Origin of the sequence: Shewanella sp. SM55 (assembly GCF_025654025.1) — a bacterium.
GTDB lineage: Bacteria > Pseudomonadota > Gammaproteobacteria > Enterobacterales > Shewanellaceae > Shewanella > Shewanella oncorhynchi.
Map to the genome: position 1 here is coordinate 32,647 of NZ_JAKKRS010000011.1, position 14,557 is coordinate 47,203.

A 14,557-nucleotide genomic window follows, 5' to 3' on the forward strand; every position below is an offset into this window, starting at 1 on the left:
TTACTGCATCTATGTTGCCACTCTCATCGCAAACTCAGGCGGATTTAGCCCATTTTCAGTTGGCACAAAGCTATCTGCAAAAAATCCTGTTGTCATCCGTGTATGACATAGCGAAAGTGACGCCGCTTTCCAGCATGAACAAGTTATCGGCGCGTTTAGGTTGTCAGGTATTTTTGAAGCGCGAAGATATGCAGCCAGTGCATTCCTTCAAGTTACGCGGTGCCTATAACCGTATCGCCCAGCTGACGAAAGAAGAATGCCAGCGCGGCGTGGTGTGTGCTTCGGCAGGCAATCATGCTCAGGGTGTGGCTATGTCGGCGGCGAGTCGCGGTGTGGATGCTGTGATTGTGATGCCTGAGACGACGCCCGATATTAAAGTCGATGCGGTGCGCCGTTTAGGTGGCAACGTGGTATTGCACGGCCAAGCCTTCGATCAAGCCAATGGCTTTGCGATGGCGATGGCTAAAGAAGAGGGCCGAGTCTATATCGCGCCCTTCGATGATGAAGCTGTGATCGCAGGCCAAGGCACTATCGCCCAAGAGATGTTGCAGCAGCAGCGTGATCTCGAAGTGGTATTTGTACCCGTGGGCGGCGGCGGTTTAATAGCGGGTATCGCAGCCTATTACAAGGCGGTAATGCCGCAGGTGAAAATTGTCGGCGTCGAGCCAGAAGACGCCGCCTGTTTAAAGGCAGCGATGGAAGCGGGCGAACCTGTGACACTGGCGCAAGTCGGTTTATTTGCCGACGGCGTGGCGGTTAAACGTATCGGCACTGAGCCGTTTCGAGTCGCGAAACTTTATGTCGATGAAGTAGTGACTGTCACTTCGGATGAAATCTGCGCTGCGGTAAAAGATATCTTCGAGGACACCCGTGCGATCGCCGAACCCGCAGGGGCTTTGTCCTTGGCTGGGCTTAAAAAATATATCAGCGCTAATGCCAATGGTGATTGCGGCAATGGTGAGAAAGTCGCCGCGATTTTAAGTGGCGCCAATGTGAATTTTCACAGTCTGCGTTATGTGTCGGAGCGCTGCGAACTCGGTGAGCAAAAAGAAGCGGTACTGGCGGTGAAAGTCCCTGAGCGTCCGGGAAGTTTCTTAACATTCTGTGAGTTGCTCGATAAGCGGGTGATGACAGAGTTTAACTATCGTTTCAGTAGTCGTGATCTTGCCGTGGTGTTTGCTGGCATTCGCTTAAGCCGAGGCCAAGGTGAGCTAGAACAAATCATCGCCACTTTAGAGGCTAATGGTTTTGAAGTTCAGGATTTATCCGGGGATGAAACCGCGAAATTGCATGTGCGTTATATGGTCGGTGGTCATCCACCAGAGCCTTTAGAGGAGCGTTTATTTAGCTTTGAGTTTCCTGAATATCCCGGTGCGCTGCTGAAGTTTTTAACGACCTTGCAGAGCAAATGGAACATCAGTCTGTTCCATTATCGTAACCACGGCGCGGCCTTTGGCCGAGTGCTGGCGGGATTTGAAGTGCCCGCGAGTGATGCCTTGCCGTTCCAACAGTTTTTAACTGAGTTGGGTTTTGTCTATCAAGAGGAAACCCAAAGCCCTGCCTATCAGCTGTTTTTAAATGCGGGTAACGGCAACAAGGCGTTACAACCTTAGCGCACCATGCGCGTGATAGTTATGTTAGTCATAACTAAGGCTAAAGGAGGAGCGCACAGGCGCTCCTTTTTGTGGTAGTTTTGTAGACTTAATACTCTAGCCGCCGATTAGCGCGCCACAGTTAAGTCGCTGACTTAATCCGCTGACGATTGGCTAACGAATAATAACTAGACTTCGACCTACACCTACACGCATTAAGGAGACATGATGTTACCAGCACCGCGTTTTACCGCTTTTAATCCTCCTCGCCGTATTTTAATGGGCCCTGGCCCGTCGGATGTTTATCCTGAAGTGCTTGCGGCGCAGTCCAGACCTATGGTTGGTCACTTAGATCCGCTGTTTGTGGGCATGATGGATGAGCTTAAGAGTCTGATCCAATACGCCTTCCAAACTAAAAACGAAATGACCATGGCGGTATCAGCGCCGGGCAGTGCGGGCATGGAAACCTGTTTCGTTAACTTAGTCGAGCCGGGTGAGAAGGTGATTGTCTGCCGTAACGGTGTGTTTGGTGAGCGTATGCGCCAAAACGTCGAGCGTATGGGCGCCATTGCCGTGCTGGTGGACAATGAGTGGGGCACACCTGTTGATCCTGCTGCGGTTGAAGCGGTACTGAAAGCCAATCCAGATGCCAAATTTTTAGCCTTTGTGCACGCCGAAACCTCAACTGGCGCGCTGTCCGATGCCAAAACCCTGTGCGCATTAGCTAAAACCTATGGTTGTTTGAGCATAGTTGATGCGGTGACTTCCCTTGGCGGCGTCGAATTAAGAGTCGATGAATGGGGCATAGATGCCATTTATTCTGGCAGTCAAAAGTGCCTTTCCTGTGTACCGGGTTTATCGCCCGTGTCTTTCTCGCCTGCAGCCGTCGAAAAACTCAAGAATCGCAAGACCCCAGTGCAAAGTTGGTTCCTCGATCAAAGCTTAGTGATGGCCTATTGGACCAGCGCGGGCGGCAAACGTAGTTACCATCACACTGCGCCCGTTAATGCACTTTATGCACTGCATGAATCCCTGCGTATGTTGGCGGCTGAAGGTTTAGAAAATGCGTGGCAACGCCATCATGACATGCACTTAGTGCTGCGTGCTGGGCTGGAAAAGTTAGGGCTAAATTTTGTGGTTGCCGAAGATTCGCGTCTGCCACAACTTAACGCAGTTTACATCCCCGCTGGCGTCGATGATGCTGCGGTGCGGACTCGTTTGCTGAAGGATTATAACCTCGAAATCGGCGCCGGCCTTGGCGCCCTTGCGGGCAAAGCATGGCGCATCGGTCTAATGGGCTTTGGTGCCCGTCGAGAAAATGTCTCTTTATGCCTCAAGGCATTAGAAGAGGTGTTGAACTAATATGCCAAGATTACGTTTTGCCTTTTGCGGGCTAATGATCGCTTTGCTCAGTGCCTGCTCGGTGAATAATACGAGCAATGTCTCCTGCGATTTTGTGCGCGGAACCAATAATAATCAAAGCATGCGCGACGCGAGCGGCCACGATACGGGCAGCGCAGATGAGCGACAAAAAGATGTCGGTATCGGCTTCTTGAATGTCATCTTCGGCGGCATCAGTCGAGCACTTTCTTCCGATGATTCATCGGATGGAAAGTGTTTGTAACTTAGTTAGTTTTAGTGGTTTTGATTAAACGAAAATCCCCGAAATGCGGGGATTTTTTAATTTTATTAATAAAGTCGCTTTTGGCAGCAGGTAATATTGATTTAGCACTGTCATTCCACTGACTCGCCGACTTTAGTTTAAAAAATAAGTTGACCCTATCGGCCCTACGGCGGCATCTGCTATATATGGCTAGATTTATAACAAGACTAGAATGTCGCGAACACATGGATGTGAATGAGCGACCATGCCGCCAATGGTCACTTCCACGACAGTGCTTAATCCCGTTAAACCCTTGGTATACCTGATAGTCTGTTATTTACAATGATGCATTCCGAGAATTTAATACCAAGAATTAAATAATGGTGGTTCGTTAAGCTTTTTTGACTTGCGAGGGAATATTATTGCTGGCAACAGAGTAAAACGATGTTTACAATAAATTTAAGTATGCGCTAATGCTTTCTTAGGGACATTAAACTTTTAACCTATTACAGGGTAGTGATTTTGAGTACAAATCTACAGCCATTTTTTATTGTGCAATCAGATCCTGATGGTAAGGGAATACCGTATTTTATGGATAAACATTGGACTCCTGAGCTACCTGACTATGAGTTTTATGACTCACCACCATGTGAGGTTGATTTTTTAAATGCTTATTCTCTTAAAGCAAAAACATATCAACTGAATGGTGATTATTTGGTTGATGAAAATTTAGTTTCTAATGAAATGTTATATTTGTGTGAAAAATTAAAGGTTAAGTGTATTCGTATTCCTGTCGATATTAACTTGCATCGAGGAGTTCGTCCGCAGAAAAAGTACTTTTTATTTTTTCCACTAAGTTATTTGTCTATCTTAGATAAGGATGAGTCCATTTATACTATCTCGATTGACTTAGATTCTGGGAAATTGAACACGCAAGAGGAACGTGGGTTAAAGAAGACATATTATGAGTCTATAGATAAATTTAAAATAAAGAATAATATTTGTGAACATTTATTCTTTTGTAACGAGATAGCGGCTTCTGTATGTTCTATTCAGTTTAAAAACGAGTACGAGGCTCTTGGTTTAACGGGTGTGAGTTTTAAGGAAATAAATGATAATTATCAGTATTCTGCATGGAGCTGAGTGTATCATAAAATGAAAATATTGAAGCTAAGTACAAGGAGTGAATAATGGACTGGACTGAGTTAGAAGAAAAATGCTTTGAAATTACATACGATACAATCAAGATGTTATTGTTAGAAAATAAAGATGAGGCATTCTATGCGGTATCTCTTTACACTGACAGTAGTGCCATGTCAGCATCATTAAGTGCTAGCTCTGAGGGTAAGCTTAAAAGCATTCTCGTTGCTGAAGAAGATCAGAGCATAGAGTGTGAAAATTACTATAGATGGGCAGTATCTGAGTGGTTTTATGATGGATATAATGCGGGAGCCTTCTCTAAAATAAGTAAGATGCTTCGAGAGGACTCATCTCGAGAAATAAACTTTGCAAAGTTTAAAAATGAACTAATTAAGACATTATCAAATGTACTAATCAGAATAAAAAGAGAACTGCCTATTGAGCTAAATTCGACAGTGTGTTTTGTTTCAATTACTGACGACGATGAGTCTGAGGAAATAGAAAACTCTTCTGCAAAATTAATAAACGATGCCCCCTTTTAATGGCATTTATTTTAAGATTTGACTAATTAACCGTACAGGTTTATCTATAAAAATAGAAAAATAATCTCTTTTTAAAAAAGATGAAAAAATATAGGACAAACGCATCTTTTCTTCATGGCGATTATTCTAAATCTTGATTCAAAAGATATGACTGCTGAGATGGTCACCTCTGTCTGGACTTCGGTTTGGGTAGTTCAGGCTATCAGAATGTACGGCAGTTTATGGGATTAAGCACTGGCATGTAAGTGACCGTTGGCGGCATGGCCGCTCATTCACATCCATGTGATCGCGACATTCGTATGTCCATATACAGCAGATGCAGCCGTCGAGCCCGCATGGATGACTTATTTTTAAACCAAAGTTGGCGCGTCACTGGAATGACAGTGCTAATCGCAACTCACTAAATATGCACAGGACAATCAGCCTTCGCTTTTTGCTAATTGACATATAATGTCATCCCGCTATTATGGCAGCACCTCAGATTACACGAACAAGATCCTATAAATGAAAAAGTTATTTATTATGCTGGCGATGATTTTTGCGGTTAGCTTAGTTACTAGCCCAGTCGTTGAAGCAAAAAAATTCGGCGGTAGTAAATCTATCGGCAAAAGCCATCAAACGGCTCCGGCTCAACCAGCGGCGACCAACACACCGACTACGGCGCCAGCGGGAGCACCGGGCAAAAAAGGTATGATGGGCGGCATGTTAGGCGGTTTATTAGCAGGTGGCTTATTGGCTGCGCTGTTTATGGGCGGTGGTTTTGAAAATATTCAAATCATGGATATTTTGATTATCGGTTTGCTGGCATTCGTGCTATTCAAAATCGTTCGTACTGTGATGGCCTCAAAAGCGGGGGCGCAGCCAAGACCGGCCTATGCAGGGGCGAGTCAGCCAAGTACTAATCTACAGCGCCAACAGACTGAACAAACAGGTTTTGCCACCAATGCAAACAGCGGCAGCAATGGCTTTGGCCAAGCGATAAGCGATGTGCCCTTTAATTTACCCGCGGGTTTTGATTTACCAAGCTTTTTGGAAGGCGCTCGTAGTCACTACAAAACCCTGCAATTGGCGTGGAATGAAAACGATTTAAGCAAAATCCAAGAGTATGTTTCTATTGATCTTTACAATGAACTCAGCAACCAACGTCGCGAGTTAGTTGGCGATCAGCACACAGAAGTGATGTTTTTGGATGCAGAACTTGTCCGCGCCACACACAATGCAAATCTTGCGGAAGTGAGTGTTAAATTTAGCGGCCGCTATTGCGATACCGTTGAAGGCGTAGAAGAGGACATTAAGGAAATCTGGCATTTAGAGCGTAACGTAACGCAAGCCAACTCACCTTGGTTAATTGTGGGTATCGAACAGTAATCAGCTCAGTGTTTAAAGCAGCCTTAATCTCTTAAGGCTGCTGTTTACATCCCCTTTCGTTTCAATCCAGCCTTACCCTAGCAGTTCAACGTCATCGATAGATTGAAAAAATCCGGCTGTCATCGCATTCACTATTGGCGGCAGCAAGACTTTGCTGATTATTTTAAAGTAGTTAATTAGTGCATCAATTGCTAAATAAAAAATCCCCGCCATTAGCGTGGATTTTGTTATTTTTTCAAATGGTTACACAAATTGTCTGATGGCTATGGCGATAATCAGCACTGGGCAAACATACTTTACATATCTTGGCCAAATGCGCCAGAAAAGCCCTGTGCTATCGACACCTTCTTGCCCACGAATTGCCTTGAGCAGTTGGGTTTGGCGCCAAATCCAACCTAAGTAAACCGCAATACCGAGGGCGACCAGCGGCTGGGCGATTTGGGTGGTCAGCATTATAGTGAAACTAAATAGCGTCTCAAAAAATACCGCCAGTAATAAGGATAATGAGGTCAACAATAGGCCGATGATCAAGGTGGCGCGTTGACGGCTGAGTCCGAACTTTTGCATCACATAACTCGTCGGCACTTCGGCGATGGAAATGGCCGAGGTTAAACCCGCGATGATCAGCAGAATAAAGAAAATCACGCTGATGATGAGGTTAGCCGTATCGCCTAAGGTGGAAAATAACGCGGGTAAGACAGTAAACACCAATGCATCCGAATCGAGTAATTTACCCTCGGCGTTAAAAATCTGCACGCCATTGTGCTGGGCCACATACATGGCTGGAATGATTAAAAAGGCGGCGAGAAAGGCGATGCCGCTGTCGGTAAAGGCAACCCAGACGGTCAGTTTAGCGATATTCTCTTTTTGGTTCAGATAACTGCCGTACACCATCATGGCACCTGTGCCTATGGTAAGGGAGAAGAAGGTTTGTCCGAGCGCGCTGATCAAGGTATCTGGCGCCAGTGCCTTGGTAAAGTTAGGTGTTAGTAGCGCGCTTATCCCTTCGCTCGCACCATTTAGGGTGAAGATATACGCCACGCCCGCGATCAGCATGATCAGTAATAACGGCATTAAGCGTTTCGACCATTTTTCTATGCCTTCTTGCACGCCTTGCAGTAATACCAGAAACACCAGCGTGCTGAAGATCAGTGTAAACACCAGATTACGTGACAGCGAAAAATCCACTAGCCAAGCGGCGGTATCATTCGAGCCAAAGGCAGTGGCGATAGGCGCGATGGCAAAGCTGACAAACCAGCCGGAGAGAATGCTGTAGAAGGTATAAATCAATCCCGCTGTCACTATGGAAAGCAAACCTATGCTCTTGCCTAAACCGCGGGTGAGTGAGTTGAAGCCGAGTTTACCCATGGCATCGGCGGGGTTGGTTTGTCCGTGGCGACCTATCATAAGCTCGGCCATCAGCATGGGAATGCCTAGGATGAAAATCAGCACTAGGTACACAAGTAGAAAGGCGCCGCCACCATGGGTGGCCGCTTGGGTGGGGAATCCCCAAATATTGCCGACGCCAACGGCGCTACCGGCTGCCGCCATGATAAAACCTAAGCGTGAGCTGAAGTGGTTAGTTGAACTTGTATTGGCCGATTGCATTGTGCCTCCCGTAAAAAGAAGGCGTATCTTAGGCGGATAAATTAGGATTTCAACGCAATTTTAGTGCGTTAATTTGGTGTTAACCGGCAATAATTTATCGGTTTTTGGCTATAAGTTAATGTTGTGTGCCGCCTATCTGTTTTGTGCGAGATTTTATTGCTATCAGGTGCGACTGATGGTTGAGATTTGGCGAATCATTGCGATGATAAAAATTCATTGAATTGTGATCTTATGGTCAAAAAATACCGTATGGCAGATGTCTAACCGCTATTTTGTGCTATGACTGTTACTTGTGCATCTGTCTTGCTTGCGGTGTTTGCTGTGACTGTTGGCTTATGCTTGAATGTTGACGTGCCCTAAGGGAATGGCCGTGTGGTCCTTAACCTTTTTGAGGACAAAGCTGGAATGCACCCCTGCGATATGCACGTTGGTCGTGAGTTTATCTAACAGGAAAGTGCGAAAGTGCGCCATATCTTGTACTAGCACTTTAAGTTGATAGTCGGCCTCTGAGCCCGTGATCAGCGCGCATTCTTGGACTTCTTCGTAGGCGAGTGCATTGGTTTCAAATTGATTGAGAATCGCCGGTGTATGTTTCTCCATTCGAACATGGATATACGCGGTCAAATGCAGGTTGAACTTATCCGCCGACAGACGCGTTGCATAATCGGCAATATAACCCGCTTCTTCTAAGGCTTTAACACGGCGCGAGCAAGGAGATGGCGATAGTCCGACTTTATTGGCCAGTTCGAGATTCGATAATCTGCCGTGGGTTTGCAGTAAGCGCAGAATCGTTAAATCGAGTTGATCGAGTTTGTAGGGGTGAGTGTCTGTCATCGAAAGCTTAGGGTTAACTGAGTCAGCCTCTAGTTTGCCAGTCTTAGCGGACTTTGCCAAAAATCTTGATCAAATGAGACATTTTAAGGTTGTGACAGTGATAACGGATAGAGATTTTGGGAGTCGCGCTGTTTGGAACTCCCGTTATTTACCGCTATTGTTATGATGCTAATAAGAGTGAGACACTGTATGCGCTTGAGTTTGTTGCTAATCTGCTTATTCATATTACCGACTTATGTATTTTCTGCATCGTTAACCATTGGTAGTGCTCTAAATCGACCGCCTTATATTATCGAAGATGCTGAATCAGGGCTTGAGATCGATATTATTAAGGCCGCGTTTAAGGAAATGGGGCAGCCAGTCAACTTCAAATTCTACTCTCGTAAACGCCAAGTTTTATATTTCAATAAAGATCGATTGGATGCTGTAATGACGATGAACCCTGCGAATGGCGTTGATGGTTATTGGTCTAATGATTATGTTGAATATACCAATGTGGCGATCAGTTTGGCCGAACAACGCCTTGAAATAACACGTATTGCGGATCTTAAAAAGTACAGTGTCGCCGCTTTTGAAAATGCTCGCTTCTTACTTGGCCCTGAGTTTAATGCCGTAGCGCAACAGACTATTTATCGTGAAGTCGATAGCCAATTAAGCCAGAACCGTATGTTGTACTTAGGTCGCATTAATACTGTGATTGCCGATCGTTATATATTCGCTCAACTGAATAAGTTCGTTGAGGATGATGTTGATACCCAGCAAGCATTAAGCTACCACTTTATTTTCCCCCCAACATCCTATCGAATGGTGTTCCACAACTCAGTGGCGCGGGATACTTTCAATCAAGGGCTCGCTAGAATTAAGGCCAATGGAATTTATCAGGCTCTAGTGGCAAAATACTTAGGCAGTGCTTAGCAATGCCTAAGTATTTAACTTCATAGTGTTTGAAGCTGTCGTATGTGAGTCGACAGCCAAATCCAGACGCTGAATTAACAGCGTTAGCGCTCAGATCCTTTAGCAAACGCATGGGAGAGTGGACGCAACTTACTGACAAAGAACACGCTACATCCGCTGATGATGGCGGCTAAAAAGGTTGAAAACAGCACATCCTGCGGCCAATGCATGCCAAGCAGCATACGGCTTAATCCCATCAAAAATCCCCAGATCCATAACGCCATGACTAAGCTAGGTAATCCAGCGAGTAGCAAATAGTAGCTGGCGGTAAGCACTAGCGTCACAGCAAAAATGGTATGTCCCGAAGGAAAAGAATAGCCGATTTCATCTTCCCAATGCTGATGGATCCGTGAGTCGAGTTTCAAGGCGGGTTCTGCAGCGATCAAGCCATCGAGTGCATTGGCAATTGTCTTTGAACGTGACTGTTTATCCAATTGATAAAAGGCATCGAGTGAAAGCGGTTCATGCTTAGGCAGTGCTTGTTCTGCTAGAAAAACGAGATTAGGTCTGGGCTCTTTAAAATAGGATTTGAGGGTGTGGCTTAAGCCTAAGCTGATAACTTGGCTGAGGCTGATGGCAAAAAATAAACTTATAAAGAGTGGTTTAGGCATATGACGATAGGCGATCGCCAATACAAACAAGACTGTTGCGACGCCATAGGGCGCAGTGCCAGTCATGGTAATCCAATATAAGGTTTTGGCTAAGGTAGAGTGCAGATCGATCAGTGGAAACAGCTGATTCTGTGTCAGTAATAGTAAGCCCGGAATGGTTGCCAACAGTATCCAAGCTAAACCTAAACGGCGTAAAAGATAGACGCTATGGGTCAAAATATAAGCCTCTTCATAAAACGCCATAGGCTACAACGCGGCAATGGTTTTGCCAATAAAAAAATCCCGACAGCAAAAGATGGCGCTGTCGGGGGTCTTCAAGGGTGGATCGGTAGGGCGCTATTGCGCCGTGTTCTTAGGGTGATGCCTAGTCACGAACATCAAAATCAACAGTACGACTAACAGTAAACCTGAACCCATCAATAGGGCGTAATCTTCCAGTTGCAGTATTGAGTACAGCACGGCATATAAACTCACCAGCATAATGCCCACTAATGCACCGCGCTTAATACTTGCTGTGGCACTCCCTACATAAGCCGATACCGACAGCACGGGAATACAGGCGGCAATTAAATAGGCATGCAAGAAGGCTAGATGTTCAGATAGCGAGAGTAGTAGCAAATAGAACAAGGCCATGGCGCTGCCGACTAACACATATTGAATCGTGCTTAGGCTGGTTTTTTGTCCGATTTCGAAGATAAACAACATGATAAAAGTCAGCACGATAAACAGTAGGCCGTATTTTACCGAGCGATCAATCTTGCCGTAGTGAGTCACTGGTTCGAATAAAATCGCATTAGCCGACACTTCAGTCAGAGTCGATTGATTACTCTTAATAAACTCTTGTGGATAGTTACGGGTTAAGTGGCTGATATTCCAACTTGCAGTAAAGCCTTGCGCGTTGATGTCCCGTTCTGCGGGTAATAATCCCTTAAAGCTTGGATGCGGCCAGTCGGCGCTAATATTGATTAGCGTTTGCTCGCCTAGTGGCAATGCGCTGATAGACTGAGAGCCGCGTAGTGTCATGGCAAAATCCACACTAAAATCACTTGCTTCGCTGACTTGGATCTTTTGATTAAAGCCTTTTTCTAAACCGCCAGTGGTTAACCCCGTGCCCGACATCAGTGATCCAGAGAGTAATGTCGATTCACCGGTGATTTCAATTTTTTCTACTTTATCAATTGCTTGATTCGATGACACCCCAAAGACTAACCGGGCATTTTTGTTATCGAAGGCGATAAGGTTAGGAATATCATAACGGTTAAGGCTGAAGTCGGCCTGACCTTGTAGAGCTGCGTTATACACCAGCGATTGATAAATGCCACGGGTGCGAAAATCATGTTTTAGGTCTAAGTCGAGGGTGAGCTTTTTCGGTAGGATCACTAGCTCATCTTGATAGGTACGCTTCACTTCATGGCGAGTTTTACCGTCGTTACTGACTTCTTCTTGTAACACAAAATAGCTATAAGGGATCACCAGCGCAGGACCTGAGAGGGTTTGCTGCTCACCCCATGAACGGCCGATTTCATCGACAACGCTGTGGTAAAGGGTTTGGCGATCAGAAGTCATATCCATAATGATCCCCAGCGGGATCAACGCGAGGATTGAGAGTATGCCAATGGTTAAGGCTTTTAATAAGGTGGTGTTTTTTAATGCCGTTCCCTTTGCGGTGGCTGCTGCCCACGGTTCTTGTGCTGACATATCGATTCCTTGACTTCGATTAAATTTTTTGAGGAGTGCGCGCACCACTAAATAGGCTGCGCTACCAAATAAGGCCAAACTAAGTAGGGTGAGTACCCAGAAAATAATGCTGAACATTGAATTTCATTCCCTATGAAATACGACCGAGACTTATCCGCTAAGATTGTGCAGAGTTAACTCGGTATCACGGCGGGTATTAAAACAGATTTTTTTACAAAAGTTGCGGGCAAGTTGCTGATCAATAGTGGCAAAATTATGGCGATTGCCGCTAAATCCATACTCATTATTCAAGTTTATGAATCTGATAGTGGGATGTCTTTGCCAAATTTTGGGTGTTTTTTCTCGTAGTCATTTTCTTTTTCAATATGCTTGAGCAGTGCTTTGAAGCTTTGTTTAAAGACGTCAAGTTCTGCGGAATAGACTACGGCATGGTGGGAAAACCAGTGGTGTTTTTCTCGATCACGGTTACTGTAATCGGGCCAAATACGCAGCTCATACTCATCACCCATGACGACAATGACATAGGCAATGGCGCCATTGCTAAAGATGATACATTGGGGCAGGTACACCAGCTCTTCGCCTTTAAATAACTCATACTCTATCGCTTCGGTGCGCCAACTCACTATCGGTAGCGGCGCCTCGATAGAGCAACCAATCGACTGATGCTGATTAAACAGTACGGCGTTAATGTCATCCATTGAAAAGGGCTGGTGATCGCCATTTTTAGCAGCAAGTGAATACAAGATATTCATCAAAAATGGCAGCTTAGTGCCATTACCCGTTTTGCGGCCGCAGAGTTGTGCTTGGCGATAGTAGATATTCATCATCAATCCTTAATGAAGAGCCTATGCCAGATAGGCTCTATTTCGAGTCGTGAAACTAACGGGCAGGTAAACCGATAGCCGTTAAGGTATAAATGGCTTATGTTATCCGAAGATACTGCCTAGTGAGTAGACTTGTGCGTACATTTCACAAACCTACTCGTTGAATAGTGTGCCAAATGCTTTTATTTTCAGTTTGTTATGTTTTTTGCTCTGGTTTGGTATTTGCTTGTCGTTGAATTTGGAGAATCGATGTCTAATCCCTTTTCACCTCGCGAGTGGCTGCAATTAAATATGCAGCAGCAAGGATTATTGCAACCATATACCTCTGTCACCGAGGCAATTTCACGTCTCAGTTATGTACAAATTGACTCTATCAACGTGGTTGAGCGAGCGCATCATCATGTGCTGCATAGTCGTATGCCAGAATATCAGCCAAAGATGCTCGATATGGCTTTAGCCAAAGGAGAGGTCTTCGAATATTGGTCCCATGCGGCAGCTTATTTACCGATTGCCGATTACCGTTTTAGTTTGCAGCGTAAACAGCAGCTGCAAAATGGCGGTAAGCATTGGTTTGAGCCAGACGATAAAATAATGCAGGAAGTGCGGGCGCGAATCCTTGCAGAAGGGCCACTCAAGGCCAGTGATTTCGAACATAGTGAAGCTAAAAACGGTACCTGGTGGGATTGGAAGCCCGCGAAGAAGGCCCTAGAGCAGCTGTTTATGCGTGGTGAGTTGATGGTGGTGCGGCGGGAGAAATTTCAAAAGGTTTACGATCTTACCGCACGAGTGTTGCCACAAGATATAAATGCCAAAGCACCGACAGATAGTGAGTTTACCCGCTATCTAATTGATCGTTATCTCGATGCCCACGCCTTCGGTACTGCGGCGCAAATGGCTTATTTACGCAAAGGTATGAAATCAGCAGTAGCCCAAGAGTTGGCAGAGTTGTTAGCTCTCGGGTTATTAGCGTGTTTTAAGACGGCGGGCCAAAGCTACTTTTATCGCCCTTCATTACAGCTAAATGCACCATTACCTAATAAAGTGTGGCTGCTTAATCCCTTCGATAATTTATTGATCCAACGGCAAAGATTAAAGCAATGGTTTGATTTTGATTATCAAATTGAAGTCTATGTCCCAGCCGAAAAGCGTCAGTATGGTTATTATTCTTTAGCAATTCTGTGGCGCGACACTTTTGTTGGCCGCGTGGATGTTAAAGCCGATCGCCAAGCTAACCTATTGCTATTACAGCAATTAACCTTAGAAGAGGGCGTGATGGTGAATGGCTTAGATGAGGATTTCTGTGCGGCCTTTGATATCGCAGTCAGTGAATATGCTCGTTTCAATGGCTGTGACCGCTGGAAGTTAGTCAAAGCTAACCATAAAGGCCTTAAGCAAAAGTATGCTCGCCAACAAAAGCTTTAATTATTTGTCTCTTTAGTTGGAGCATCCATAAAGCGAAAGCAGCCATACAGTAAGATTAGATACAGCAGTGGCAACGCAGCAATGACTAAAGATGAAGAAGTCGCAGTGCTATCGCTCGTAATGCGATAACAGAGGATATACACGGCGGGATAAACTAGGCTTCCCCATAGAAAACACTGATTCATCAATCGATAGATAAAAGCGGGTTTAATGCTTGATTGACTGGCCAGTCCCATCAAACTGGCGAGAAGCACACCGGGATAAGTGAGTAGCGGCACGCCACCAAGCAACCATAATGCCCAAAGAAGATAGTCCTGATAGTGTGTGCTGATTGTGACATCCATTGTAGCTTCATTCCTTG

At 45.3% G+C, this 14,557-nt stretch carries 14 protein-coding genes; 8 read left to right on the plus strand and 6 right to left on the minus strand.

Going from position 1 to position 14,557, the window contains the following annotated elements; all coding sequences use genetic code 11:
- Positions 1–11: 11 nt before the first annotated feature.
- From ilvA to L5L91_RS14300, 6 genes are all read left to right on the plus strand, one after another.
- On the plus strand, positions 12–1,613 hold the full coding sequence (ilvA, locus tag L5L91_RS14275) for a threonine ammonia-lyase, biosynthetic (RefSeq protein WP_263237002.1): 1,602 nt from the start codon (positions 12–14) through the stop codon (positions 1,611–1,613).
- A gap of 207 nt (positions 1,614–1,820) precedes the next feature.
- Positions 1,821–2,954: a pyridoxal-phosphate-dependent aminotransferase family protein gene (locus L5L91_RS14280; protein WP_263236955.1), complete on the plus strand. Its 1,134-nt coding sequence runs from the start codon at positions 1,821–1,823 to the stop codon at positions 2,952–2,954.
- Position 2,955: 1 nt separating this feature from the next.
- Positions 2,956–3,216 (plus strand): hypothetical protein, encoded by a 261-nt coding sequence (locus tag L5L91_RS14285; RefSeq protein WP_263163972.1) that lies wholly within the window; start codon positions 2,956–2,958, stop codon positions 3,214–3,216.
- Positions 3,217–3,717: 501 nt separating this feature from the next.
- Entirely contained in the window at positions 3,718–4,338 is a 621-nt protein-coding gene (locus tag L5L91_RS14290) for an imm11 family protein (RefSeq protein WP_263163973.1), read from the plus strand.
- A gap of 47 nt (positions 4,339–4,385) precedes the next feature.
- Positions 4,386–4,877, plus strand: a complete 492-nt coding sequence (locus L5L91_RS14295) for a DUF4303 domain-containing protein (protein ID WP_263236956.1) — start codon at positions 4,386–4,388, stop codon at positions 4,875–4,877.
- Positions 4,878–5,381: 504 nt separating this feature from the next.
- On the plus strand, positions 5,382–6,245 hold the full coding sequence (locus L5L91_RS14300; protein ID WP_263147544.1) for a Tim44 domain-containing protein: 864 nt from the start codon (positions 5,382–5,384) through the stop codon (positions 6,243–6,245).
- Positions 6,246–6,488: 243 nt separating this feature from the next.
- Here L5L91_RS14300 and L5L91_RS14305 read toward each other — a convergent pair whose 3' ends face one another.
- Together L5L91_RS14305 and L5L91_RS14310 are read right to left on the minus strand one after the other, a co-directional pair.
- The gene (locus L5L91_RS14305; protein WP_263147542.1) at positions 6,489–7,853 is read right to left on the minus strand and encodes a sodium-dependent transporter; all 1,365 of its coding nucleotides are present in this window, start codon (positions 7,851–7,853) and stop codon (positions 6,489–6,491) included.
- A 333-nt stretch (positions 7,854–8,186) separates the two neighbouring features.
- Positions 8,187–8,687: an Lrp/AsnC family transcriptional regulator gene (locus tag L5L91_RS14310; RefSeq protein WP_105253008.1), complete on the minus strand. Its 501-nt coding sequence runs from the start codon at positions 8,685–8,687 to the stop codon at positions 8,187–8,189.
- A 189-nt stretch (positions 8,688–8,876) separates the two neighbouring features.
- On the opposite strand from L5L91_RS14310, the gene L5L91_RS14315 reads away from it, so the two are divergent.
- Entirely contained in the window at positions 8,877–9,602 is a 726-nt protein-coding gene (locus L5L91_RS14315; RefSeq protein ID WP_263236958.1) for a substrate-binding periplasmic protein, read from the plus strand.
- A gap of 83 nt (positions 9,603–9,685) precedes the next feature.
- On the opposite strand, the gene L5L91_RS14320 is transcribed toward L5L91_RS14315, so the two are convergent.
- The 3 genes from L5L91_RS14320 to L5L91_RS14330 form a co-directional block, all read right to left on the minus strand.
- Positions 9,686–10,495 (minus strand): phosphatase PAP2 family protein, encoded by an 810-nt coding sequence (locus tag L5L91_RS14320; RefSeq protein WP_411568915.1) that lies wholly within the window; start codon positions 10,493–10,495, stop codon positions 9,686–9,688.
- Between the two features lie 93 nt (positions 10,496–10,588).
- Positions 10,589–12,067 carry a cell envelope integrity protein CreD gene (gene creD / locus L5L91_RS14325; RefSeq protein ID WP_263236964.1) on the minus strand — a complete coding sequence of 493 codons (1,479 nt, stop codon included), beginning with the start codon at positions 12,065–12,067 and terminating at the stop codon, positions 10,589–10,591.
- Between the two features lie 176 nt (positions 12,068–12,243).
- Positions 12,244–12,774, minus strand: coding sequence for a hypothetical protein (locus tag L5L91_RS14330; protein ID WP_263236965.1), 531 nt, complete (start codon positions 12,772–12,774; stop codon positions 12,244–12,246).
- Positions 12,775–13,023: 249 nt separating this feature from the next.
- Here L5L91_RS14330 and L5L91_RS14335 point away from each other — a divergent pair, with 249 nt between their 5' ends.
- A complete protein-coding gene (locus tag L5L91_RS14335) occupies positions 13,024–14,196 on the plus strand; it encodes a winged helix-turn-helix domain-containing protein (protein WP_263236967.1) in 1,173 nt (390 codons plus the stop codon).
- Here L5L91_RS14335 and L5L91_RS14340 read toward each other — a convergent pair.
- A complete protein-coding gene (locus tag L5L91_RS14340) occupies positions 14,193–14,540 on the minus strand; it encodes a hypothetical protein (protein ID WP_263201275.1) in 348 nt (115 codons plus the stop codon). The genes L5L91_RS14335 and L5L91_RS14340 overlap by 4 nt on opposite strands.
- Positions 14,541–14,557: the final 17 nt, after the last annotated feature.